This window comes from Listeria ivanovii subsp. londoniensis (genome assembly GCF_000763495.1).
Lineage (GTDB): Bacteria > Bacillota > Bacilli > Lactobacillales > Listeriaceae > Listeria > Listeria londoniensis.
In genome coordinates this window covers 625,440-648,362 of record NZ_CP009576.1, presented here as the reverse complement: position 1 = coordinate 648,362, position 22,923 = coordinate 625,440, and the positions used below count along the sequence as shown (strand labels likewise).

Here is a 22,923-nt window from a genome sequence, read left to right as displayed (position 1 = left end):
CCCCCTCAAAATTCTTTCTCCAGCGCATAAGCAAATGGTACACTAATTATACCATAAGGAACCATTTTTCTATTCATTATTTACAAAAACACTTTAACGTGCTAATATGCTAATAAACTAAAATATAAAAAGGAGCTAACCAGATGAACTTAAACCGGAACTTGCCAACTGGAACACGCGATAAATTATTTCGCGAAGCACAGGTCGCCTATCAAATTGAACAACAAGTAAATCAATATTTTGAAGCTCGAGGTTTTAAGCGAATTGAAACACCTGTCATCGAATTTTTGGATGTCTTCTCCTCTGAAAACCAGGCAGACACCAAACTGTATCGCTTCTTTGATGAAAAAGGTCGCTTGACAGTTCTTCGGCCAGATATGACTTTGCCGATTGGTCGAGTGGTTAGTACAACTGGTGTCACCCTACCTTTGAAACTTTCTTATAGTGGAAAAATTTTTCGAGCCAACGACGACTTTGGTGGAGAGCAAAATGAACAAACCCAAGCAGGGATTGAACTTATTGGTTATCCTTCTATTAAAGCAGAAATCGAATGCATTTTAAGTGGTATTGGAGTATTAAATGATCTCCAAATTCCGAATTTTCAAATTGAACTCGGTCACGCTGCCATTTATCGCCGAGTTGTTCACCTTTTACATCTTTCCGAAACTACTGAAATGGAATTCCGACTTTTGATTCAAAATAAAAGTTTAACTGGTATACAAGCGTTTGTTGCTAGTAATCCTAGCTCGCTTGATGCCTTTATTTTGGCACTTCCTAGGTTGTTTGGGCCTGCTACAACTATTCTAGCTCAAGCTAAGAAACTAACGACGGATCAAGGGATTCTAACTGCTCTAACTGAAATGGAAACTATTGTTAAAGCTGTGCATTATGCTGCTGATATAAGTGTTGATTTAGGTTTAGTACAAGACTTCCATTACTACACTGGTACTATTTTTAGAGGATATGCTGATCTTGCGGCGGATCATTTTTTAAGCGGCGGACGTTATGACCACCTCCTAGAACAATTCACCAGCTCCTCCTCACCAGCAGTCGGTTTGGCACTCAACCTTGACTTGCTTACCAACCTACAAAATCGCGCTGGCATTTTCAAAAAAAAAGCAGGTACAACTCTTTTAATCCACTATGACTTGGCGGCATTACCTGAAGCAGAGAAATTAATGCAACAAACGCCAAATAGCGAATTAAGTTTTTTTGAAGAAGCGGCCAATGCGATTTCTTTCGCCAAAAAATGGAAAATCCCAAGTGTGGTTCACGTATCAACAGAAGGAATTACGACTATTTTTGGTAAGGAGGCCGAACAATGAAAGTACTTAAAATTGCTTTAACAAAAGGTCGCCTTGAGAAAGATGCCATTTCACTTTTACAAAAAGCGGGGATTGATTGTTCTTCTATGGAAGATAAAAAACGAAAGCTTATTTTTCACAGCACAACCCAACCAATTTCTTTTATCCTTGTGAAAGCTGTCGATGTAATGACTTATGTAAAGCATGGGGTAGCTGATATTGGTATTGTGGGTAAGGACGTTTTGCTTGAAGCATCTAAATCACATTACGAAATGCTCGATTTAGAAATTGGGAAATGTCAGTTTTGTCTTGCTTCAACATCAGAATTTGAGCCAAGTAGTTACCGCCGAAAAATCATCGCCACGAAATATCCTAATGTCGCATCTAAATACTTCCGTGAAAAAGGGGAGGATGTCGAAATTATTAAAATCGAAGGCTCCGTTGAAATCGCACCTGTCCTTGGTTTAGCCGATGCCATTATTGATATAGTTGAAACCGGCTCTACTTTAAAAGAAAACGGCTTACAAATCTATGAAAAAATGTATCCAATTTCAGCACGAGTGATTGTTAATAAAGCTTCCTTAAAACAAAATAAGATCCAAATCTTTGAATTAATAGACCAACTCGAAAAAGTAATAAAGGAGGAACGCAGGAAATGAATTATTTAACTGGAACACCAGAAGACATTTTACAAGAACTTTCATCCGCCTCATCAGCCGATACTTCCGCTACTATCGGAGTCCAAGTAAAAGCGATTATTCAAAAAGTAGCAACAGATGGTGACCAAGCTTTATTTGATTACACAAGACAATTCGATCATGTCTCCATCCAAAATTTACGTATTCCTAAAGAAACTATAACGACAGCTTTAGCCGAAGTGGATGAAGCCTTTTTAGAGGCATTAAAACAAGCAAAAGCAAATATTGAAAGCTTCCATTTTAAACAACAACAAACTGCTTTTATAGATAATGAAAAACCAGGTGTCATTCGCGGACAACTTATTCGCCCTTTAGAAAAAGTCGGCGTTTATGTTCCAGGTGGTACTGCTGCCTATCCCTCATCCGTATTAATGAATGTTTTACCAGCTAAAATTGCTGGAGTAAAAAGAATCGTTATGATTACCCCACCAGGCGAAAATGGGATTAATCCACATGTCCTCGCTGCTGCCCAAATTGCTGGCGTTGATGAAATTTATCAAGTTGGCGGGGCTCAAGGAATTGCCGCTCTTGCTTATGGTACAGAATCCATTCCGAAAGTAGCTAAAATCGTTGGTCCAGGTAATATTTATGTCGCCACCGCCAAACGAGAAGTTTTTGGCATAGTAGATATCGATATGATTGCCGGTCCATCTGAAATCGTTGTGCTCGCTGACGATTCAGCAAACCCAGCATTTATCGCTGCAGACTTACTCTCCCAAGCAGAACACGATACTTTATCCCGTGCTATCTTAATAACCACGAGCGAAAAAATCGCTAAAGAAACCCAAGCAGAAATATACAGCCAACTAGCATCACTTCCAAGAAAAAGAATCGCAGCAGAAGCGATTCGCTCAGAAGGAAAAATTATCCTTACTGATAACTTAGCAGATATGTTCGAAATTATGAATGAAATCGCCCCAGAACATTTAGAAGTCCAACTAGAAAATCCTATGAATTATTTACACCAAATAAAAAATGCTGGATCGATTTTTCTAGGCAGTTATGCGTCAGAACCACTTGGAGATTATTTTGCTGGACCTAATCATGTACTACCAACAAGTGGAACCGCCAAATTTTTCTCGCCACTTGGTGTAGAAGACTTTACTAAACGCTCCGCTTTCATTTCCTATACAAAAGAAGCTTTAGCAAAAGAGAAAGAGGCGATTATTTTACTCGCAAACAAAGAAGGATTAGATGCACACGCCAGAGCTATCCAAATTCGTTTTAAGGAGGAAAAGTAAATGAGAACTGCAACGAAAACACGAACTACTGCAGAAACATCGATTGAACTTGCACTCAACTTGGACACACAAGAAGAAGCTACTATTTCTACGGGAGTTGGATTTTTAGACCATATGCTTACACTCCTTGCCAAACACAGCCGTATTACTTTGCACGTTAAAGCAGATGGAGATACTTATGTCGATGCTCACCATACTGTAGAAGATATTGGTATCACACTTGGTATTTGTTTAAAAGAAGCACTTGGTGACAAAACTTGTATCAATCGTTACGGTTCCGCATATGTTCCAATGGATGAATCGCTCGGTTTTGCTGCCCTTGACTTAAGTGGTCGCTCGTATCTAGTTTTCGATGCGGAGTTAATAAATCCTAAATTAGGTGATTTTGACACTGAGCTTGTCGAAGAATTTTTCCAAGCAGTCGCTTTCAATGCCGAAATGAATTTACATCTGCGGGTTCTTTATGGCAAAAATACCCATCATAAAATTGAAGCTCTTTTTAAAGCCTTTGGACGTGCTCTCCGGGAGGCTATCACGATTAATCCAGATATCCAAGGCATCAATTCAACTAAAGGAGTCCTGTAAATGATTGTTATTGTTGATTATGATACTGGAAATACGAAGAGCATTAGCAAAGCATTTGATTTTATTGGCTTACCAAATAAAATTTCTAGTAGTAAAGCTGCCATGATAGAAGCAGACGGTATTATTCTTCCTGGTGTCGGCGCCTACCCTGAAGCAATGCAAGAACTAATTCAGCGAGGACTTGATATCACACTCAAAAACATCGCCACCATGGGGAAACCTATACTTGGCGTTTGTCTCGGCATGCAACTCTTGCTCGAATCAAGCCGCGAGCATACTTTCACAAACGGACTCGGGCTCATTCCAGGTTGCGTCGAAAAACTACCAACCAAACCCACATTTGCAGTACCGCACATGGGATGGAACGAACTAAATATCCAGCAAACAACTCCTTTAACTACCAATTTAAATGGAGAATATGTATATTATGTCCACTCGTATTATGCAAAATGTACTCCCGAATATATTATCGCCACTAGTAGCTATTCAGTAGAAATTCCAAGCATGATAAGAAATGGAAATATTTACGGAGCACAATTCCATCCTGAAAAAAGCGGCGAAATTGGATTACAAATTTTAACCGGTTTTAAGGAGGTCATCGCAACATGCAAATCTTCCCAGCAATAGATTTAAAAAACGGTCAATGCGTGAGACTTTTCCAGGGTGATTTTACAAAAAAATTAGTCGTCAATCCAGATCCTGTCGCTCAAGCAAGCACATTTGCCAAAGATGGTGCCTCTTATTTACACATAGTTGATCTAGACGGTGCATTAGAAGGACGGCCAGTAAATCTTGAAATTATTAAAGAAATGAAAAAAGTCGCTGGGATTCCCGTCCAAGTTGGTGGAGGTATCCGGAGCATGGCACAAGTGGATTACTATCTACAATCCGGTATTAACCGTGTCATCATTGGTTCCGCTGCCCTTACAGACCCTGCTTTCTTACAAGCAGCTGTTCAAAAATATGGCCCTAAAATCGCCGCCGGAATTGATGCTAAAAATGGTTTTGTCGCAACAAGCGGCTGGTTAGATATTAGTCAAGTATCTTACTTAGACTTGGCGAAAGAAATGGAAACCATGCAGGTAGAAACAATTATCTATACAGATATCAGTCGTGATGGTACATTAACTGGCCCTAATCTCGAACAAATGGAAGCCTTAAAAAAGCATGTTTCTGTAAACCTTATAGCATCTGGAGGAGTAAGTAGTCGCCAAGACTTAGAAGCACTTGCCAAACTTAATCTTTACGGAGCCATTGCCGGTAAAGCTCTTTACAACAACAATATTTCCATGTCTGATGTCATCGAGGTGGAACAATTTGCTTACTAAACGAATCATTCCTTGTCTTGATGTCACTGCTGGTCGAGTAGTAAAAGGTGTCAATTTTGTTTCATTAACAGATGTCGGCGATCCTGTTGAAATTGCAAAAGCCTACAATAAAGCCGGCGCCGATGAAATTATTTTCTTAGATATCACCGCAACAGTCGAGCTTCGCGAAACAATGATTGATGTTGTCGAACGAACGGCCGAACAAGTATTCATTCCACTTACGGTTGGCGGAGGAATCAGCAGTGTTTCCGATATGAAAAAGCTCCTTCAAGCCGGCGCCGATAAAATCTCGCTTAATTCAGCAGCAATTCAACGCCCTGAGCTTATCCAAGAAGGAGCTGCAAAGTTTGGTAATCAATGCATTGTTGTCGCTATTGATGCTAAATGGAATGGCACCAATTGGAGTGTCTATACAAAAGGTGGACGAAATGACACTGGTCTTGATGCCATCAAGTGGGCAAAAGAAGCGGTTAAACTAGGAGCTGGCGAAATCCTCCTAACTAGTATGGACGGTGATGGAACCAAAAACGGTTACGATATACCACTTACAAAAGCTATTTCTGAAGTCGTCCCAGTCCCAGTCATTGCTTCTGGTGGTTGTGGAAATGCCGACCATATAGCTGAAGTGTTAGAACAAACAAATGCAACCGCCGCACTTGCAGCAAGTATTTTCCATTACGGCGAACTTAGCATCCAAAATGTCAAAAAAACATTGCTTGATAAAGGAGTGAATATCCGCCCATGAAGTCGATTGATTTTTCGAAAGGTCTTGTCCCCACCATTATCCTAGACGATGAAAATGGCGAAGTATTGATGCTCGCTTACATGAATGAAGAAAGTTATCAAAAAACCCTCCAAACAGGCTTCACATGGTTCTACTCTCGTTCTAGAGATGAACTATGGAACAAGGGGGCATCAAGCGGCCACATCCAAAAAGTAAAAGAAATCTGGACAGACTGCGATAGCGATACTTTGCTCATCCGAGTAATTCAAACTGGCCCAGCATGTCATACAGGAAAAAGAAGTTGCTTTTTCAAGCTTATCAAGGAGGAAATTTAAATGCTAACTAAATTATATGAAGAAATTAATCTTCGTAAAGCACAACCAAAAGAAGGATCTTATACCAACTATTTATTTGATAAAGGTCTCGATAAAATTCTAAAAAAGGTCGGAGAAGAAACAACAGAAGTCGTCATCGCCGCTAAAAACAACAATCAAGAACTTATTTCCGAAATATCCGACCTCACCTACCACCTGCTCGTCCTTTTGGCTGAAAAAAATATCCCCCTAGCCGCTGTTGAGGTAGAATTAAAAAACCGCACTGGTAAACTAAGTACTACACGCGACCGTAAAAAAATTGATGAATTATAATACATGACAATTTCGTCACATTGTAGATTACTATTGTAAGAAAAAACGCAGGATTATTTGGAATTTCTCTTATATACTTATTTCCATGGAGCGCTTTTACCCAAAAGAAAGCGAATGGTGTTAAAGCATTGATTTTTAAATTCAAATTCGTCTTATCCCTTGGCGTTGCTTTAGCATTATGAACTCCCTAATACTCCCTTTAACCGCATCCCCCTGGTGCGGTTAATTTTTTATATTTACATGTCCATGTTAGTTTGTTAAAGCTTTCTAAATGCCGCAAAAAGATGGTTGCCTCCAAACATTCCATAAGCAAACGTTCTCATTAACTAGATTTTAAAAAATTTCTGAAAAATTGGTTTTTATGCTTGAAAATATTCTCAACAATGTGTAAACTAACAACATAGGTAAGAAAAGTTGACCTACTTGATACAGAATAGCCGATCGTTTTTCACTCTATAACATCGCGTGTATTGTATCTTGTTTCCTACTTTTCCATATAGTCAAAATATTTAAACAAGGAGCGATTATAGTATGGCACAAACACCCACTATCCAAAATAACACAAAAGCAGCCGAAGATTACGCAACACATGTGTTTGAAACAATTAAACAACGTAACCCAGGTGAAACAGAATTCCACCAAGCAGTAGAAGAATTTTTAAACTCTGTTATTCCAGCTCTTGCTAAAGAACCAAAGTACGAAGCAAACGGTATCTTAGAACAACTGACAGAACCTGAACGTCTTATTAGTTTCCGAGTTCCATGGGTGGATGATTCTGGAACAGTACATGTGAACCGTGGTTACCGAGTACAGTTCAATAGCGCTATTGGCCCTTATAAAGGTGGATTACGTTTTCACCCTTCCGTAACTGGCAGTATCGTAAAATTCCTTGGTTTCGAACAAATTTTCAAAAATTCCTTAACAGGTTTACCAATTGGTGGCGGCAAAGGTGGCTCTGATTTTGATCCAAAAGGTAAATCAGATGCAGAAGTAATGCGCTTTTGTCAAAGTTTTATGACGGAATTACAAAAACATATCGGCCCTGATACGGATGTCCCAGCTGGCGATATCGGTGTTGGCGGACGTGAAATCGGCTACTTATTCGGCCAATATAAACGACTTCGCGGCGCTTATGATGCAGGTACTTTAACTGGTAAAGGTCTTACTTATGGCGGAAGCTTAGCAAGAACGGAAGCAACTGGTTATGGTCTAGTTTATTTCACAGTGGAGATGCTAGAAGCTGCTGGTGAAACAATCCGTGGCAAGAAAATCGTCGTTTCCGGTTCCGGTAATGTCGCTATTTATGCGATTGAAAAAGCACATGAGTTGGGTGCAAAAGTCGTAGCATGTAGTGACTCAGCTGGATTTGTTTATGATAAAGAAGGAATTAAAGTAGCAACCGTTAAACAGCTAAAAGAAGTAGAACGCAAACGTATCAGTGAGTATGTAGCTTTCCACCCTTCTGCTGAATATTACGCTGGCGGCGATGTTTGGTCCGTTCCATGTGATATCGCGCTACCATGTGCGACACAAAACGAAATCAACGCTGATCAAGCTCGTGCTCTTGTAAAAAATGGTGTTATCGCTATCGCTGAAGGCGCCAATATGCCTTCCACTCTTGAAGCGGTTGATATCTATCATGAAAATAAAGTATTATTTGGTCCTGCCAAAGCCGCTAATGCAGGTGGTGTAGCTGTATCTGCACTTGAAATGGCTCAAAACAGTACGCGAATGAGCTGGACTTTCCAAACAGTAGATGAACATTTACAAAACATTATGAAAGACATTTATAAAAATTCTAGCAATGCTGCAAGCGAATATGGCGCTCCTGGAAACCTAGTCATTGGTTCCAACATTGCCGGTTTCCTAAAAGTAGCGGATACAATGATCGCTCAAGGAATTATTTAATAAAAAAGGCACTCTCCCCAAAAGAGTGTCTTTCTTTTTCATGACAAAAAACGAACATAATAGAAGGAAAAATATATAAACTCTTACAGGAATTATTGTATCCCCAATTTTAACGGCAATCAGTTTGCACTTTCGATAAACTATATCTCATTTTCTCCTTCTAGGTGAGCTTTTTCCTATTTCATTGACCCAATACTACACGAAAACGCCAATATTTTCTATTCCATATTAAATAGCTTCATAAAAAACAAGAAATTTAGTTAATCTACAATTACTCAAGCCGTTTGATTACGTTTAATAATACCACCTATCTTCGCGAATTCTACTGTTTGTGATTTCCCAACTAGTGTAGATTGATTTCGCACTACGGCATTGGAGGTAATCGCCACAATGTTACGGCTCTCCATCCGAATAAAATAGTTAACATATTTTTTCATCTGGTACGATATCTGCATTGTGGCTCAAAATTAATTCTCCTCTAACAAATCCGGCACCAATATTAATGGCATGTGCTTTTCCTTTATTTTTTTCTACTCTAACAACGCTCAAATTGTGATATTGTTTTTGTAATCATGCTAAAATTTCAGGTGTTCCATTTGTTGAACCGCCATCCATAACAAGCACTTCATACTTACTATAATGTAGCTTGTTCAGCATATAGTGTATTGTGTCTTCAATGATAAGTTCTTCATTATGTACTGGAATCATAATCGCTATAAATGGCTCTACCTCTTTTGGTATATCATCATCAAGGAAGTTTTTTTCTTCAGAAACAGAATAGTACCGAACCAATTCACGCTGTTTCTTTGGACCGAAACGTTCATGATATAATTTTTCCATAAACTGCTTTCGTCTTTCTGTTTGTATTACATTATAAGTTGCTTCTTTTTGTAGATGTTGTTTAAAAGTCCGATTATTCCATATGGTTAAACAGACAAACATAATAATGAAAATAAGAGCGACTAAGTAATAATATTTTAATACATTAAAAATATGTATAGCCATTTCAAAAGCATTATAGACAATTATCTCATCTTGCTGAAACAATATCGGAAAAAAATAAATCAAGTAAATAGAACAATTACTAATTGACGAATTTTCAGTCCAATATAATCCCTCAAAAAATAATCTACAATTAAGCATTCTTCTAATTTTTTCTATTCGTTAGAACTTATGAATCAATCAACTCACTTGAAAGATTCGAGTCCAACTCTTTTTTTATTCGATATACTGTCATCCGTGTCACTTTATTTTTTTCTGCAATCGCTTTTATAGATAGCTCATCATTTAACATTCGAACAATTTGATGATAAACTGCTTGTTTTTGTGGGTCTTTTGCATTTGCAGTATAAAGCTTCGGTCTCCTCTTTCTAAATCTCATTGTTATAGATAATTTGTAATTTCTACCAAACCGAACTAGCACGTTTTTAAACCCCGTTCAATTTTGCTACTTCATTTGGTTGCTTCTTATTTTATTTCTACTGGATACATAACTCTTGTACGCACAAAAAACACCTCCATTAATTTCATTTTACATGAATTCAACGAAAGTGTTTTTCTTTTATTCTCATTTTTTTAGTGGCAGTGCCAATACATTGATGGGGTTTCAAAACAAGGAGACCGCATTCTGCCAACAAAATGCTTACGCCAAATCAGAAGGAACGAAACCTTTTTGAATCATTGTAAACTAACTTGTTTTCTGTCTACTTCATTGACACCTGCCCACCTATGACTCTTGAATAATTAGTTTAAAAACTGTTTCTTTTTCAAAGTGTTCATTTGGTTTTAAAATCACGTTGCCCCACTCTGGATAATCGGTTGCTCCTGGTGCAACTTGGGTTTCCAAAGTAATTCCTCCATGGTTCGCTAATTTTTTTCCATGCATGATAGGACCTTCATCTCCAAAATTCGCTGTAAAAACCACTACAGCAGGATCGTCTGTTGTCATTTCGATGATTACTTTTTTATCTGGAGAAGTGAGTGTGACTTGTGGCGACTGTTTATTTAATAAAAATGGGTGATCCAGTCCATCAATTTTACTTGCTTCTGATGCCACATTCGTAAATAGTTCGCTCATTTTTTTCCCTTGAGTGAAATCAAAAATCGTTCCTTGGACATTGTTAACATTTCCTGTTGGGATAACTTGTTTATCTACTTCAATGTAGCGTTGTGCGTTCATTTTTAAAATATGTTCATCGATTCCTTTTGTACTATCTCCTGTCAAATTAAAATATACATGATTGGTAGGATTGTATATGGTCGCTTTGTCAGTTGTCGCAGTATAAAAGATTTTCCATTCATTCTTATTGGTTAGTGTGTAGGTGACTTTTGCTGTTAGATTCCCCGGAAAGCCTTGATCTCCATCTGGACTTGTGAAAGTGAAGGTAACAGCCACAAAATCTTTTGCTATTTTTTCGGTAGCTTCCCACATATATTTGTCAAAGCCGATACCGCCGTGTAAGTTATGTCCCGTTTCAGAATCTACAGAAACTTGATATTGTTGCTGCTCAATGGTAAATGTTCCTTGTCTTATTCGGCCTGAAAAACGTCCAATTGACGCACCAATATAAGGATCTTTTTCTAAATACTCTTCAATTGAATCAAATCCTAAAACCGTTTCTCTTAGTTTTCCATCTACCATCACTTTTAAAGAAACGATACGGGCTCCTTGGTTTGACACAGCTAGTTCCGAGCCTTGATTGTTTTTTAAAATAAATAAATCAGCAGTTTTACCAAAGCTCTTTTTAAGAATGTCCATTGTATTCGCCCCTTTTTTCCACAAAAATTATGCACCAAACCTTCAAATTTAAAATGAACGATCGAGCAGATTTAAAAACTTGATTTTTGGAGTAATCTCTCCTGTCTCAACATCGACCTTTTTTTATTTAATTGTTACGTACTCTAAATCAACTAATTTTGCCCATATTTCCATTTGATCAGAGGTTAAGTTTAAAGAAATAACGGTATGATGTCCGCCACCGGTTTCAATCCATGACTGAACGCCTTCATGGAAGTTTGGTTTTGGTTGCCACATTACTCGTGCAACAGGTAAATTTGGTGCAGCTTCTGTTGGCTCAAATACATCTACTTCGTTAATCAATAATTTATAATGGGTGCCAAAATCCGCCATAGAAACGACAACACCTGCACCTGGCTTTCCATCAAAGACTAAACGAGCAGGGTCTTCTCGATTCCCCATTGAAAGAGGAGAGACAACAATTTTCGGCTTATTATTAGCTAACGTTGGGTCAACTTCCATCATATGAGATTGTAAAATCGCTTCTTGACCTACTGCTAATTCATAAGTATAGTCTTCCATAAATCCAGTGTTTTCATTTCTAGCCATAATTTTCATTAAGCGATCAATCGCAGCTGTTTTCCAATCTCCTTCGCCAGCAAAGCCATAACCTTCTGCCATTAAACGTTGGACAGCTAAACCTGGTAATTGTTGCATACCATATAAATCTTCAAAGTTGGTACTGAAGGCATTGTAATTTCCTGCTTCAAGAAAGCGACGCAAACCAATTTCTTGGCGTGCTTGTACTTTTACATGTGCCGTCCATTCTTCTTCGCCATACTCCCCATAATCAAAATCGTATAACGTTTGATATTCTGCAAACAATGTATCCACTTCTTCTTTTGTTACTGCATCAATGACTTGAACTAAATCCCCAATGCCAAAGTAATCAACTACCCAACCAAATTGAATTTGTGCTTCTACTTTATCTCCTTCTGTCACGGCTACATTTCGCATGTTATCCCCAAAACGAGCCACTTTAATAGCAAAGCTTTCATTATATGCTACGGCTACATCCATCCATTCAGCAATTTGTTTTTGTATTTCCGTACGTTGCCAGTAGCCTACAACAACTTTATTTTGTTTGTTTAAACGAGCATTAATAAAACCATATTCACGATCGCCATGCGCTGCTTGATTTAAGTTCATAAAGTCCATATCTATAGTTTTCCAAGGAATACTTTCATTGTACTGGGTCGCTAAATGAAGAAGTGGTTTTTGCAATAATTTTGTGCCACGAATCCACATTTTAGCTGGGGAAAATGTGTGCATCCACGTAATGACACCAGCCACTTCATCCCGATAATTGACTTCTTTCATAATTTTCGTAATGGTCTCTGCCGTTACAGCTAGTTCTTGTAGTTTAATTGGATAAGGTAATTGACCACTATCATTTAACACTTGTACCATTTCTTCTGCATGGGTACGAACTTCTTGTAATGCTTCTTCTCCGTATAAATGTTGTGAACCGACGACAAACCAAAATTCTTTTTTACTAATTGTTAGCATTTTTTTCTTCCTCTCCATTCTTGACTATTCTAAAATTATTGGATTATTTTTGACCGTAATAGGCATCTTTACCATGTTTACGTAAATAATGTTTATCTAAGATTCGCTGAGGTAACTCTTCTGAAAAATGATTCAATTGTCGCGCGAATAAATTCATTTTACACACTTCATCCAATACCACGGCGTTCATTACAGCACTTTTAGCATCTTTGCCCCATGTAAAAGATCCATGACCATGTAATAACACACCTGGAACAGCCATTGGAGCAATCCCTCGCTGTTGGAAGGTTTCAACAATTACATTTCCTGTTTCTTTTTCATATCCTCGATCAATTTCTGCTTGTGTTAAAAAACGTGCACAAGGTACTGTCCCATAAAAAGTATCTGCATGAGTAGTCCCCATGGCGGGCACATCTAAGCCAGCTTGTGCCCAAATTGTTGCCCAAGTTGAATGTGTATGAACAATCCCTCCGATTTCTGGATATTTTTGATACAAAATAGCATGGGTAGGTGTATCAGAAGACGGATTTAATTTTCCTTCTACCACGTTACCTGCCAAGTCACAAACCACCATATCTGCTGGTTGTAACGTATCATAATCCACACCAGATGGCTTAATTACAAATAACTCTTTTTCTCGATCAATGCCACTGACATTCCCCCAAGTGTATTTGATAAGCCCTTGTTTAGGTAATTCTACATTTGCCTGATAAACTTCTTCTTTTAAAGCTTCTAACATCTTTGTCCCCTCCTTTAATCCTTAGTTCCATGCTTCTGCAGTTTTTTCAATCGATAGTCCCGCCTCATAGCGTTGCATAAACTGTTGGAAGCCCGCAACATCATCAGGATTAGGTTTTTCCTCAATTGCTTGGCTTTGTACAAAAACTTGTTGCGCTAAATAATCTGTTAAAGTGACATCTTTTTCGGCATATTTTAAATAATCTGCTAATAAAGCAATCCCCCAAGCGCCTCCTTCACCAGCTGTTTCCATTAACGAGACAGGTGTATTCATAGCCGCAGCTAAAATTTTTTGTGCCACCCCGGCAGTTTTAAAAATACCGCCGTGCCCGAACACTTGATCAATGGCTACCTGTTCTTCATCTGTTAAAATTTGCATGCCTATGTGCAATGCACCAAACGCTGAATACAAGTGGCTTCGCATAAAGTTTGCCAAATTAAATTGACTATCTGGTGTCCGAATAAACAACGGACGCCCGTTTGACACTTGCGTAATGTTTTCACCAGATAAATAACCATAAGGAAGTAAACCACCACAATCTTTATCCCCTAATAAAGCCTGTTTGAAGAGCAGTTCATACAACTGATTTGTTGAGATGTTAAGTCCACCAAGTGTTGCAAATTCATTAAACAGTTGTATCCAAGCATTAATATCAGAAGAACAGTTATTCGCATGAACCATCGCTACTAATTCTCCAGCTGGTGTAGTTACCATGTCCAATGCTGTATGAACTTTCTTTAACTCTTTTTCCAAAACAATCATAGCAAAAATCGAAGTCCCCACAGAAACATTTCCGGTACGAATAGCGACACTGTTGGTAGCAACCATCCCCGTCCCTGCATCACCTTCTGGTGGACATAACGGAATCCCAGCCTTTAAATCACCTGAAGGATCCAACCGTTTAGCTCCTTCTTCGGTTAATATCCCTGCAGACTTTCCAGCGATAAGGACATGTGGCATAATCTCTTTTAATTGCCAAGGGTACTTAGCAGATATGACTTTTTGCTCAAAACGTGCCAGCATTTCTGCATCAAACTGCTTCGTTTTAGAATCAATTGGAAACATCCCTGAAGCATCGCCAATTCCTAACACTTTTTCACCAGTGAGTTGCCAATGAATAAATCCTGCTAAGGTAGTCATATAGGCTATGTCTTTTACATGTTCTTCTTGGTTCGACATCGCATGGTATAAATGAGCAATACTCCAGCGTTGAGGGATATTGTAATCAAATAATCCCGTTAGTTCTTTTTCTTCTGCGGCCGTCATAGTATTCCGCCATGTTCGAAAAGGAACCAGTAAACGATCGGATTGATCAAAAACTAAGTATCCATGCATCATAGCACTAAACCCTAATGCTCCTACAGTTGTTAAGGTTACATCGTAGGTTGTTTGGACATTTGTTTTTAATTGTTGATAACTCTCTTGTAATCCATGCCAGATTTCTTCCAAACTATAGGTCCAAATGCCGTCGATTAATTGATTTTCCCATTCGTAAGTGCCTGAAGCGATTGGTTGTTGGTAATCATCAATCAAAACAGCTTTGATTCGAGTGGAACCAAATTCAATGCCTAATGATGTCTTTCCTTGGCTAATTGTTTCTTTTACTGCTTTTGAGTCCATTATTACGCCTCCTGTACCTGAATTTCATCATTCATTTGTTTTCATATTTCGTGTGTAGCCTGTTGGTTCACCGAAAACAGGGAAGCCTTCCTCATCCCATGAAAAAATTTGTGCATTAGCATGTCGATTGGGGTTATCTAACGGATCGCCTGCTTTATTTTTTTCTGGTCGAGCATGGTATACAAGAACATCAGCTTGGTCATCTTCACTTTTTGTAAACGAGTTATGTCCTGGTCCGAATTGTTTATTTTTTTCTGAGGAAACAAAAACGGGTTCTGAGGCCTTATGCCAAGAATAGCCATTTAATAAATCGGCATTTTCATCTGCCCACAGTAAACCAATCGCATAATTTTCATCTGTGGCACTTCCAGAATAGGTGATAAATACTTTGCCATTTCGTACTATGGCAGCCGCACCTTCATTGACAGAAAAACCAATTTTTTCCCATTCAAATTCTGGAATTGATAATAAAACTTGTGGGCCTTTTAGCGTCCAAGGATTTTCCATTTCAGAAATATAAAGATTGGAATTTCCTGGAATTCTAGGATCTTGTTGTGCCCAGACATAATACAATTTATTTTGATGTCGAAATGCTGTACCGTCCAAACTGAAACTATCAAAAGCCGTTTTAATTTGGCCTTTTTCAATCCAATCGGTGTTCATAGGATCTGCTTGTTGGTTTTCAATTACAAACATTCGATGATGGTGGTGTTGGTCCCGTATTTGTTCATCGTCGCTTGCAGCAAAGTAAATATACCAACGCTCATTGATGTAATGAATTTCTGGCGCCCAAATCAGTTGACTCATTGGGCCTTCTGTCGGTGCCTGCCAGACCAACAAGCACTCTCCGTTTCCTAGTTCATCGATATTTTTCGCTCTACGAAGTTCAATAGACTGATATCCTGGTACCGAACCAGTAAAATAATAAAACCCGTCTGTATGTTTATAAATCCATGGATCAGCTCGCTCTATAACAATCGGATTTTTGTACGTCGCTTTTTTATTCATATACTTCCCTCTACTTTTCCTATAACTTTTTGATTTTAATAACATTCCATGAATATTTGTCCAGTGTAACGACTATTTTTCCGTTCTCTAAGCAGTTAATTGTTTTTGTTTGTGGAAGAAGTGTAGTTGGCGCGGTCCTTAAATTTTTATCGGATAATTGTTCACTTTTCAGGACAATCTGTTGACCAGAAGTTTCTAAAGAAAAATCGTGATCTAGCTGCACGGTTTGCTTATCATGACTACGATTAACAAAAAATAAAACTAAGTCTTCTTCATTTTCTACAATGACACTGTCTACAAACGGAACATTTTGTGCTTTTTCAGAATCATATGTCGGCCCAGTGGCTACCTGTTTTAATACTTTTCCTGTTGCATAATTGGATAGATGTTCCAAAATATAATAGGTTGGATTGCACCACGCTTGGCCTCCTGCATCTGTCAAAATTAACGGAATCGTATTTACTAATAAAGATTGACAACCGATTTTCACTCGATCTGCATGACGCAAAATTGCTAAGCCTAGCGAACCAAATAACAAGGCATCTTCCATAGTAAAATAACACCAATCAATAGGACTCCCAATTTGAAAATCTTCATGTTCTTTTTCAGGTTGCGCATGTACGTTCCATTCATCAAATGCTAAGTACATCGTTTTCTCGCTCCGTAAAAGACCCTTTACATAGTCGCAAGTCGCGATAATTTCTTCAATTTGCCGATCAAAACGATACGCTTTAGCTAAATAAGTAGGTGTGTCATCCCGTTCATTTTTAGGTGGTCGCGTTAAATCATCTGCATCGTACTTATCGATATAGTTGTGTAATGCTAAATAATCCACCTGCTCGTATGCTTGTTCTAGTGCAACACGATCCCATTTTGGATAACTAGCTAGCCGCGGGGTTGAACTTCCTACTAAAATGGTTTCAATGGAATCGTCTACTAGCTTCATGACTTTTGATGCTTCATTTGCCAAACGGCCGTATTCATATGCACTTTTAGCACCAATTTGCCACGGACCATCAAGTTCGTTTCCGAGGCACCAAAGTTTGATATTAAAAGGAGTTTCTTGACCATTTTCCCGACGTAAATCACTCCAATAAGTGCCTTTTGCAAAGTTGCAATATTCTACTAAATTTCGAGCATCGTCAATGCCTTTGGTTCCAAGATTAACTGTGAAAATAGGTTCAGCATTTGTTGGTTGTATCCATTGAAAAAATTCATGAATGCCAAATGTATTTGGTTCAATTCCGCGCCAAGCTAAATCAATTTTTTTCGGTCGCTTATCGATTGGGCCAATGGTATCCAGCCAATCATAACCAGAAGTAAAATTCCCTCCCGGATAACGAATCACACCTAAGTTTAAAGATTTGACGAGTTCCAATACATCTTGGCGAAAACCATTTTCATCTGCTGTAGGATGCCCTGGTTCATAAATACCTGTATAAACTACACTTCCCATATGCTCCACAAAAGACCCAAAAAGACGAGGACTAATTTCTCCTACTGCAAATGCTTGTCTGACGCTTATCTTTGTTTCATTCATGTTCCAACCTCCCTTTCCTTGATAATATTAAAAACATTAAATTCCACAATCCCCCGACAAATAAGAAAATAAACGGCGGAAATAAAAAGACCAATAATGTAAACAAAAGAATCAACATACTACAACTAAGATTTCTTAAAAAGGAAACCACCAAATCCAAAGCACTTTCTTCAAAAATCCTGATGAAAGACGCTTGTTCCATTTGACTACAGTTATTTGTCCACGAAATTAAAAGCATTAAATACATGATCGATACGACAAAACCACTAATCAGTAAGAACAAATTGTTTTCTTGTAGCAACAAATTCGTTATTGTAAAGATCCCCACCGTCAAGCAACTCCACAATACGTTGATAAAAAAATGTTTACGGATCCCTGTAAAAAAGTAATTCAAAATATGTCCCGTTGCCCCTCCTTTCCATTGACGCAACACATACAACACTGCCACAGAAGCAGGCACTACAGTAATCACAGGTAAAGAAATCACGACCCACAATAAACCTAATAAAAGATAATCAGAGAGTACAATTAGTTTTGTATAAAATTGGGTTTCTACTAATTTCATTTGACCAACCTACTCTTTCATTCCAGTCATTGCCGTTCCTTGTACAAAGTATTTTTGAGCAAACATATACACAATTAATAACGGCAACATAGAAATAACTGTTCCTGCCATCACCGGTCCGTAAAAGGAAATATTTTGACCTGTGAATAATGCTAATCCAGCTGGCAATGTCCGCATTTCTGAGCTGCTCGTTAAAATCAACGGATACAATAAATCATTCCAACTATTCATTAATGTAAAAATAGCTAAAGACAAGACTGTTGGTTTACTTAATGGCAACATAATTTTCCAAAAAATCCTAAATTCGTTTAAACCATCAATTCGAGCAGCTTCTTCTAATGATGATGGCAATGTAATGAAAAATGAACGCATCATGAAAATTCCAAAAGCGGTAGTCATTCTTGGAATAATTAATCCAGAATATGTATCCAATAAGCCTAACAAGTTCACTTCAAGAAATAACGGAATCATAAATACTTGAAATGGAATCATCATGGTTAATAAAACAAAGTAGAACAAGACCGATTTTCCTTTAAAGTTCATTCGTGCAAACGCATAACCTGCCAAAGAATCAAAGAAAACAGAAGTGATAACTGTTCCTCCAGCAAAAATGATGGTATTTTTGATGTAATCTAGCAACGGAATGGTAGACCAAACCTTAATATAATTATCGAACGTATAATTATCCGCAAAAATCTTTGGCGGAAATGAAATAATGTCCTTTTCAAATTTAAATGATGAAAGTAATAACCATAGAAAAGGAAAAGCAATGATAAATAATACTAGCACCATACCAATAGTTGTGAAAATCTTTTTTCGACTAAATTTTTTTCGTTTATTTTCAGCGATTAAAATCGTTTGTTCAGTGACCATTGTTTTCCCTCCTATTTCATTTGTTTTTCTTTATTGGACATATATATATTGGTAGAAATAGCAATAACTGCCACAATGATAAACAGAATGGAAGATAATGACGAAGCATAGCCAAGTTCATATGGCGCGGTAAACCCACGACTATAAATATATTGGACGGCTGTTTCTGTTTTAAATTGTGGACCCCCTCCTGTCGCTACATACACTTGGTCAAAGACTTGCATCGAACCAATTAAATTAGTCAAAATACAAAAACCAAGCGATGGAACAATTTGCGGCAAAGTAATATTGAAAAATTGTTGACGGTTCGTTGCGCCATCCATTTCTGCTGATTCATATAATGAAGGAGAAATCCCTTGAATAGCCGTTAATAAAATCGTCATAGTGACCCCAAAATTTTTCCAAACCGTCATCACTGCAACCGTTGGCATTGCTAGAGTTGGATCTCTAAAAAACTGAGGAGTTGGCAACCCTATTTGCGTAAATAAGTATGGAATCGCACCTATATTAGGATCCAATAACATCGAGAAAATAATTGCAATGGATGTCAGGGAACAAATAACTGGAATATAAAAAGTCGAGCGACAAAAACGATTAAACTTTGTATTTTTTGCAAGAACCACTGCTGCTAGTAAGCCAACTATAATCTGCAATGGCACTTCTAATAAGGTAAAATACAACGTGTGGAACAGTGAATTAATTGCACGACTATCACTGAAGATTCGACTGAAATTATCAAAACCGACGAAATTCTTATTGGTAAAGAAAATATTTAAATCAGTAAAACTAATGGCAAACGTTCCTAATAACGGAACCACCGTAAACAGTAACAAAATCAAAAAAGATGGAGCTAAAAATAAATATGCAGCATGATTCGGTTTATTCCAGTATCTGGCAAATGTTTTCAATCGATACACCTCTCTTTAAAAGATTTTGAAATGGTGATTGTGACTAAAGGGATTTCTGTCACAATCACCTGCCGTAATTTTTTTGTTAGCCAATGACTGGCATTTATTGACTTAACAATTGATTGATGGCTTTATCAGCATCGTTCATTAGTTTTTCCGGATCATCGCCAGCCAATAATTTTTCAATTAGCGGATTGATGATATCATTATTAATAGCAGAGATTTTAGTAAATCCAGGTAAGAAAGGCTCTGCATAGTCCATTTGCTTCGATAATTCGGAAACGATTTCATTATTTTTCACTTCATCGTCATTCGCTACAGAATTCAAATAAGCTGGAAATCCATTTTCGATGCTCCATTTTTCCCCTACTTCTGTTGTATTCCAATATTTCAGGAATTCATAAATCGCTTCTTTTTTGTCACTACTTGTGCTTGCTGGAATGGCATAGCCTACACCATCTAGAATAGCGGTTTTTTCACCATTTTCAGTTGCTTGTGGTAAGGTCGTTACACCATAATTAATTTCATTGGCTTTCAAACCATTATTCAACCAAGGACCATTCAATTCCAACGCTAATTGGCCTGCATTCATTAAATTATCCATTTCCGCTCCTGAAATAGATTCCGGACCTGCTTTTTCTTCGTAAATCATTTTTTGAATAGCTTTTAATGTGGCTAAATTTTCAGGAGAAGCAAATTCTGATTTTGTGTAATCATCATTCACTAATTTTCCTCCGTTTGCTAACATCCAGTTATATAGTGGAGCATTGCCGTCTTTGTTAAAAACAAATCCAGAAACATTACTTCCTTTGTCTGCTAATTTAGGTGCCATTTCTGTTAGCTGATCCCATGTTTTCGGGGGTTTCGTTGCATCTATACCTGCTTTTTTAAATAAATCTTTGTTCCAATACATATACATACCTTGCACTTGCATCGGGATAAAATATTGCTCTTTGTTAACAATGCCAAGGTCTATAGCAGTTTTGGTAAAATCTGATTTGTCGACGCCATCATATTTCCAAAAATCATCTAACGGTTGAACCGCTCCATTTTCAACATATTGCGCATAATCAACATAATTCAAGGCAAAAAAGTCTGGCGCTGTATTTGATGAAATGGCTGGTGGCAATTTTTCGTTTAAATTAGCCCACGTCATTACATCCATTTCCACTTTGATATTTTTGTCGTTAGTTTTGTTAAATTCATCGACAATCTTTTGTAAAATTTCTCCATCTGAAGCGGTAAATCCATTCCAAAAAGTAAGAGTCACTCCATCTCCTGCATCTTCCTTAGAAGCACTTTTCCCACTACCGCATGCTACCAAAAGACATGTTGCTAAAACGACCATTGAACCAAGTAAAAATTTTTTGAATTTCATTGAGAAATCCTCCTTCATTTTTTGTTTTTATTACCATTTGCAACGAATCATATTCCAAGACAATGGTTGTAGTTGACAATGAATGTCATCAGCGACGATTTCATAAGCTGCTGATTCCGTTGGTTGAACAATTTCTTGTCCTTCTCTATTGATTTCCTTAATGTCAAAGCCACTTAATTGCGAAAATTCCTCTACTGAATTAATCATTATATTATCGAAAGTGATTTCAAAATCTAAAATTTCTTTCCCTCGATTAACAGCAAAAATTACTACTTCATTTTTTGATTCATTTAAGACTGCAATTGATTCAAGATAAGGAACTTTTGCAAAATCTTTTGTTTGATAGGTTTCTGATTCAATCCGCGGTTGCAACACCTTTCCACGACCATTATTTGACACTTGCATAAATGGATAAAAAATAGTCTGCTTCCATGCTTGACCTTCAGAATTCGTCATAATAGGCGCGATCACATTCACCAATTGTGCCAAACAAGCGATTTTAACACGATCACTATGCTTTAATAACGTAATGAGTAAACAACCTAAAAGTAACGCATCTTCAAAATTATACTGATCTTCCAATAACGAAGGAGCGATTTGCCACGGCTCAACTGTTTCGTCATGTTCGTTACTGTGATACCAAATATTCCATTCATCAAAAGAAAGATTGATTTGTTTGCTACTATGTTTTTTCGCTTTTACTGCATCACAGATAGCTATAACACCTGTTATAAAAGCATCCATATCTAATGAACGTGCTAAATAGTTTTCAAGATCATCTTCTTGGTTTCCATAATATTGGTGCAATGAAAGGTAATCAATCGAGTCATAAGCATGTTCCAAAACGGTTAATTCCCAGTCGCCAAACGTCGGCATATGACTATGAGAGCTGCCACAAACTACCAATTCAATAGTCTCATCTACTAATTTCATGGCTTTGGCTGTCTCTGCGGCTAGCCTTCCGTATTCTTCTGCTGTCTTATGTCCAATTTGCCAAGGGCCGTCCATTTCATTGCCTAAACACCAGGTCTTGATGTTTAACGGTGTTTCTAATCCATTGGTTTTTCTTAAATTACTCCAATAACTGTCTCCTTCATAATTACAATATTCCACTAGATTTCTTGCAGCATCAATACCTCGAGTACCTAAGTTAACAGCCATATTGATTTGTGCATTTGCTTTTTTTGACCATTCATAAAATTCATGTAAGCCAATTTCATTCGTCTCAGTTGTTCGCCAAGCTAAATCCAAACGCTTTGGTCGCTTTTCAACTGGTCCAATACCATCTTCCCAGTTATAGCCTGATAAGAAATTCCCACCTGGATAACGAATAAGTGGGACATTTAACTCTTTTACCAATGCTAAGACATCTTTTCTAAATCCTTGTTCATCTGCGTTTGAGTGCTCCGGTTGATAAATCCCTTCATAGACTGCACGACCCATATGCTCCACAAAAGAACCATAAATCCTCTCATCCACCTCAGAAATTGTAAAATGCGTATTCACCGACAATTTTGCTTTCAAAACCAACCCTCCTTTAATATTTATATA

At 37.7% G+C, this 22,923-nt stretch carries 23 protein-coding genes and 1 pseudogene; 10 read left to right on the top strand and 14 right to left on the bottom strand.

From position 1 onward, the window contains the following. Window positions 1–143: 143 nt before the first annotated feature. From JL53_RS03100 to gdhA, 10 genes are all read left to right on the top strand, one after another. A complete protein-coding gene (locus tag JL53_RS03100) occupies window positions 144–1,325 on the top strand; it encodes an ATP phosphoribosyltransferase regulatory subunit (protein WP_038406733.1) in 1,182 nt (393 codons plus the stop codon). Continuing rightward, a complete protein-coding gene (gene hisG, locus JL53_RS03095) occupies window positions 1,322–1,963 on the top strand; it encodes an ATP phosphoribosyltransferase (RefSeq protein ID WP_038406732.1) in 642 nt (213 codons plus the stop codon). The genes JL53_RS03100 and hisG overlap by 4 nt, the downstream gene beginning before the upstream one ends. Beyond that, on the top strand, window positions 1,960–3,243 hold the full coding sequence (gene hisD / locus JL53_RS03090) for a histidinol dehydrogenase (RefSeq protein ID WP_038406731.1): 1,284 nt from the start codon (window positions 1,960–1,962) through the stop codon (window positions 3,241–3,243). The genes hisG and hisD overlap by 4 nt, the downstream gene beginning before the upstream one ends. Continuing rightward, a complete protein-coding gene (gene hisB / locus JL53_RS03085) occupies window positions 3,244–3,828 on the top strand; it encodes an imidazoleglycerol-phosphate dehydratase HisB (RefSeq protein WP_003718685.1) in 585 nt (194 codons plus the stop codon). Further along, window positions 3,829–4,455, top strand: a complete 627-nt coding sequence (gene hisH / locus JL53_RS03080; RefSeq protein ID WP_038406730.1) for an imidazole glycerol phosphate synthase subunit HisH — start codon at window positions 3,829–3,831, stop codon at window positions 4,453–4,455. Continuing rightward, window positions 4,434–5,156, top strand: coding sequence for a 1-(5-phosphoribosyl)-5-[(5-phosphoribosylamino)methylideneamino]imidazole-4-carboxamide isomerase (hisA, locus tag JL53_RS03075; RefSeq protein ID WP_003718683.1), 723 nt, complete (start codon window positions 4,434–4,436; stop codon window positions 5,154–5,156). Before hisH ends, hisA begins: the two co-directional genes overlap by 22 nt. Beyond that, a complete protein-coding gene (gene hisF, locus JL53_RS03070; RefSeq protein ID WP_003718682.1) occupies window positions 5,146–5,901 on the top strand; it encodes an imidazole glycerol phosphate synthase subunit HisF in 756 nt (251 codons plus the stop codon). The genes hisA and hisF overlap by 11 nt, the downstream gene beginning before the upstream one ends. Then, window positions 5,898–6,215 carry a phosphoribosyl-AMP cyclohydrolase gene (gene hisI, locus JL53_RS03065; RefSeq protein ID WP_003718681.1) on the top strand — a complete coding sequence of 106 codons (318 nt, stop codon included), beginning with the start codon at window positions 5,898–5,900 and terminating at the stop codon, window positions 6,213–6,215. Before hisF ends, hisI begins: the two co-directional genes overlap by 4 nt. Continuing rightward, window positions 6,216–6,527, top strand: coding sequence for a phosphoribosyl-ATP diphosphatase (gene hisE / locus JL53_RS03060; protein WP_038406729.1), 312 nt, complete (start codon window positions 6,216–6,218; stop codon window positions 6,525–6,527). Between the two features lie 531 nt (window positions 6,528–7,058). After that, the gene (gdhA, locus tag JL53_RS03055; protein ID WP_052010547.1) at window positions 7,059–8,435 is read left to right on the top strand and encodes an NADP-specific glutamate dehydrogenase; all 1,377 of its coding nucleotides are present in this window, start codon (window positions 7,059–7,061) and stop codon (window positions 8,433–8,435) included. A gap of 275 nt (window positions 8,436–8,710) precedes the next feature. Here gdhA and JL53_RS15810 read toward each other — a convergent pair whose 3' ends face one another. The 14 genes and pseudogenes from JL53_RS15810 to arfA all read right to left on the bottom strand — a co-directional run bounded on the left by JL53_RS15810 (window position 8,711) and on the right by arfA (window position 22,902). After that, window positions 8,711–8,872, bottom strand: coding sequence for a hypothetical protein (locus JL53_RS15810; protein ID WP_003718678.1), 162 nt, complete (start codon window positions 8,870–8,872; stop codon window positions 8,711–8,713). Beyond that, window positions 8,856–9,275 (bottom strand): annotated as a pseudogene (locus JL53_RS15990) (glycosyltransferase family 2 protein). Before JL53_RS15990 ends, JL53_RS15810 begins: the two are co-directional and overlap by 17 nt. 331 nt (window positions 9,276–9,606) lie before the next feature. Further along, window positions 9,607–9,858 carry a helix-turn-helix domain-containing protein gene (locus JL53_RS03045; RefSeq protein WP_235317703.1) on the bottom strand — a complete coding sequence of 84 codons (252 nt, stop codon included), beginning with the start codon at window positions 9,856–9,858 and terminating at the stop codon, window positions 9,607–9,609. 303 nt (window positions 9,859–10,161) lie between these two features. After that, a complete protein-coding gene (locus JL53_RS03040; RefSeq protein ID WP_038406728.1) occupies window positions 10,162–11,193 on the bottom strand; it encodes an aldose epimerase family protein in 1,032 nt (343 codons plus the stop codon). A 123-nt stretch (window positions 11,194–11,316) separates the two neighbouring features. Further along, a complete protein-coding gene (gene araA, locus JL53_RS03035) occupies window positions 11,317–12,741 on the bottom strand; it encodes an L-arabinose isomerase (protein ID WP_038406727.1) in 1,425 nt (474 codons plus the stop codon). Window positions 12,742–12,784: 43 nt separating this feature from the next. Then, the gene (locus JL53_RS03030; protein ID WP_038406726.1) at window positions 12,785–13,480 is read right to left on the bottom strand and encodes an L-ribulose-5-phosphate 4-epimerase; all 696 of its coding nucleotides are present in this window, start codon (window positions 13,478–13,480) and stop codon (window positions 12,785–12,787) included. 21 nt (window positions 13,481–13,501) lie between these two features. Continuing rightward, the gene (locus JL53_RS03025; RefSeq protein ID WP_038406725.1) at window positions 13,502–15,100 is read right to left on the bottom strand and encodes a xylulokinase; all 1,599 of its coding nucleotides are present in this window, start codon (window positions 15,098–15,100) and stop codon (window positions 13,502–13,504) included. Between the two features lie 27 nt (window positions 15,101–15,127). Next, on the bottom strand, window positions 15,128–16,108 hold the full coding sequence (locus JL53_RS03020) for a glycoside hydrolase family 43 protein (protein ID WP_038406724.1): 981 nt from the start codon (window positions 16,106–16,108) through the stop codon (window positions 15,128–15,130). A gap of 19 nt (window positions 16,109–16,127) precedes the next feature. Beyond that, on the bottom strand, window positions 16,128–17,648 hold the full coding sequence (locus JL53_RS03015; protein ID WP_038406723.1) for an alpha-N-arabinofuranosidase: 1,521 nt from the start codon (window positions 17,646–17,648) through the stop codon (window positions 16,128–16,130). Continuing rightward, window positions 17,641–18,213 carry a DUF624 domain-containing protein gene (locus tag JL53_RS03010; protein ID WP_003718667.1) on the bottom strand — a complete coding sequence of 191 codons (573 nt, stop codon included), beginning with the start codon at window positions 18,211–18,213 and terminating at the stop codon, window positions 17,641–17,643. Before JL53_RS03010 ends, JL53_RS03015 begins: the two co-directional genes overlap by 8 nt. A gap of 9 nt (window positions 18,214–18,222) precedes the next feature. After that, on the bottom strand, window positions 18,223–19,086 hold the full coding sequence (locus JL53_RS03005; RefSeq protein WP_003718666.1) for a carbohydrate ABC transporter permease: 864 nt from the start codon (window positions 19,084–19,086) through the stop codon (window positions 18,223–18,225). 11 nt (window positions 19,087–19,097) lie between these two features. Further along, window positions 19,098–19,994 carry a carbohydrate ABC transporter permease gene (locus JL53_RS03000; protein WP_038406722.1) on the bottom strand — a complete coding sequence of 299 codons (897 nt, stop codon included), beginning with the start codon at window positions 19,992–19,994 and terminating at the stop codon, window positions 19,098–19,100. 103 nt (window positions 19,995–20,097) lie between these two features. Then, window positions 20,098–21,372 carry an ABC transporter substrate-binding protein gene (locus JL53_RS02995; protein ID WP_052010541.1) on the bottom strand — a complete coding sequence of 425 codons (1,275 nt, stop codon included), beginning with the start codon at window positions 21,370–21,372 and terminating at the stop codon, window positions 20,098–20,100. 30 nt (window positions 21,373–21,402) lie between these two features. Continuing rightward, window positions 21,403–22,902 (bottom strand): arabinosylfuranosidase ArfA, encoded by a 1,500-nt coding sequence (arfA, locus tag JL53_RS15945; RefSeq protein WP_269471703.1) that lies wholly within the window; start codon window positions 22,900–22,902, stop codon window positions 21,403–21,405. Window positions 22,903–22,923: the final 21 nt, after the last annotated feature.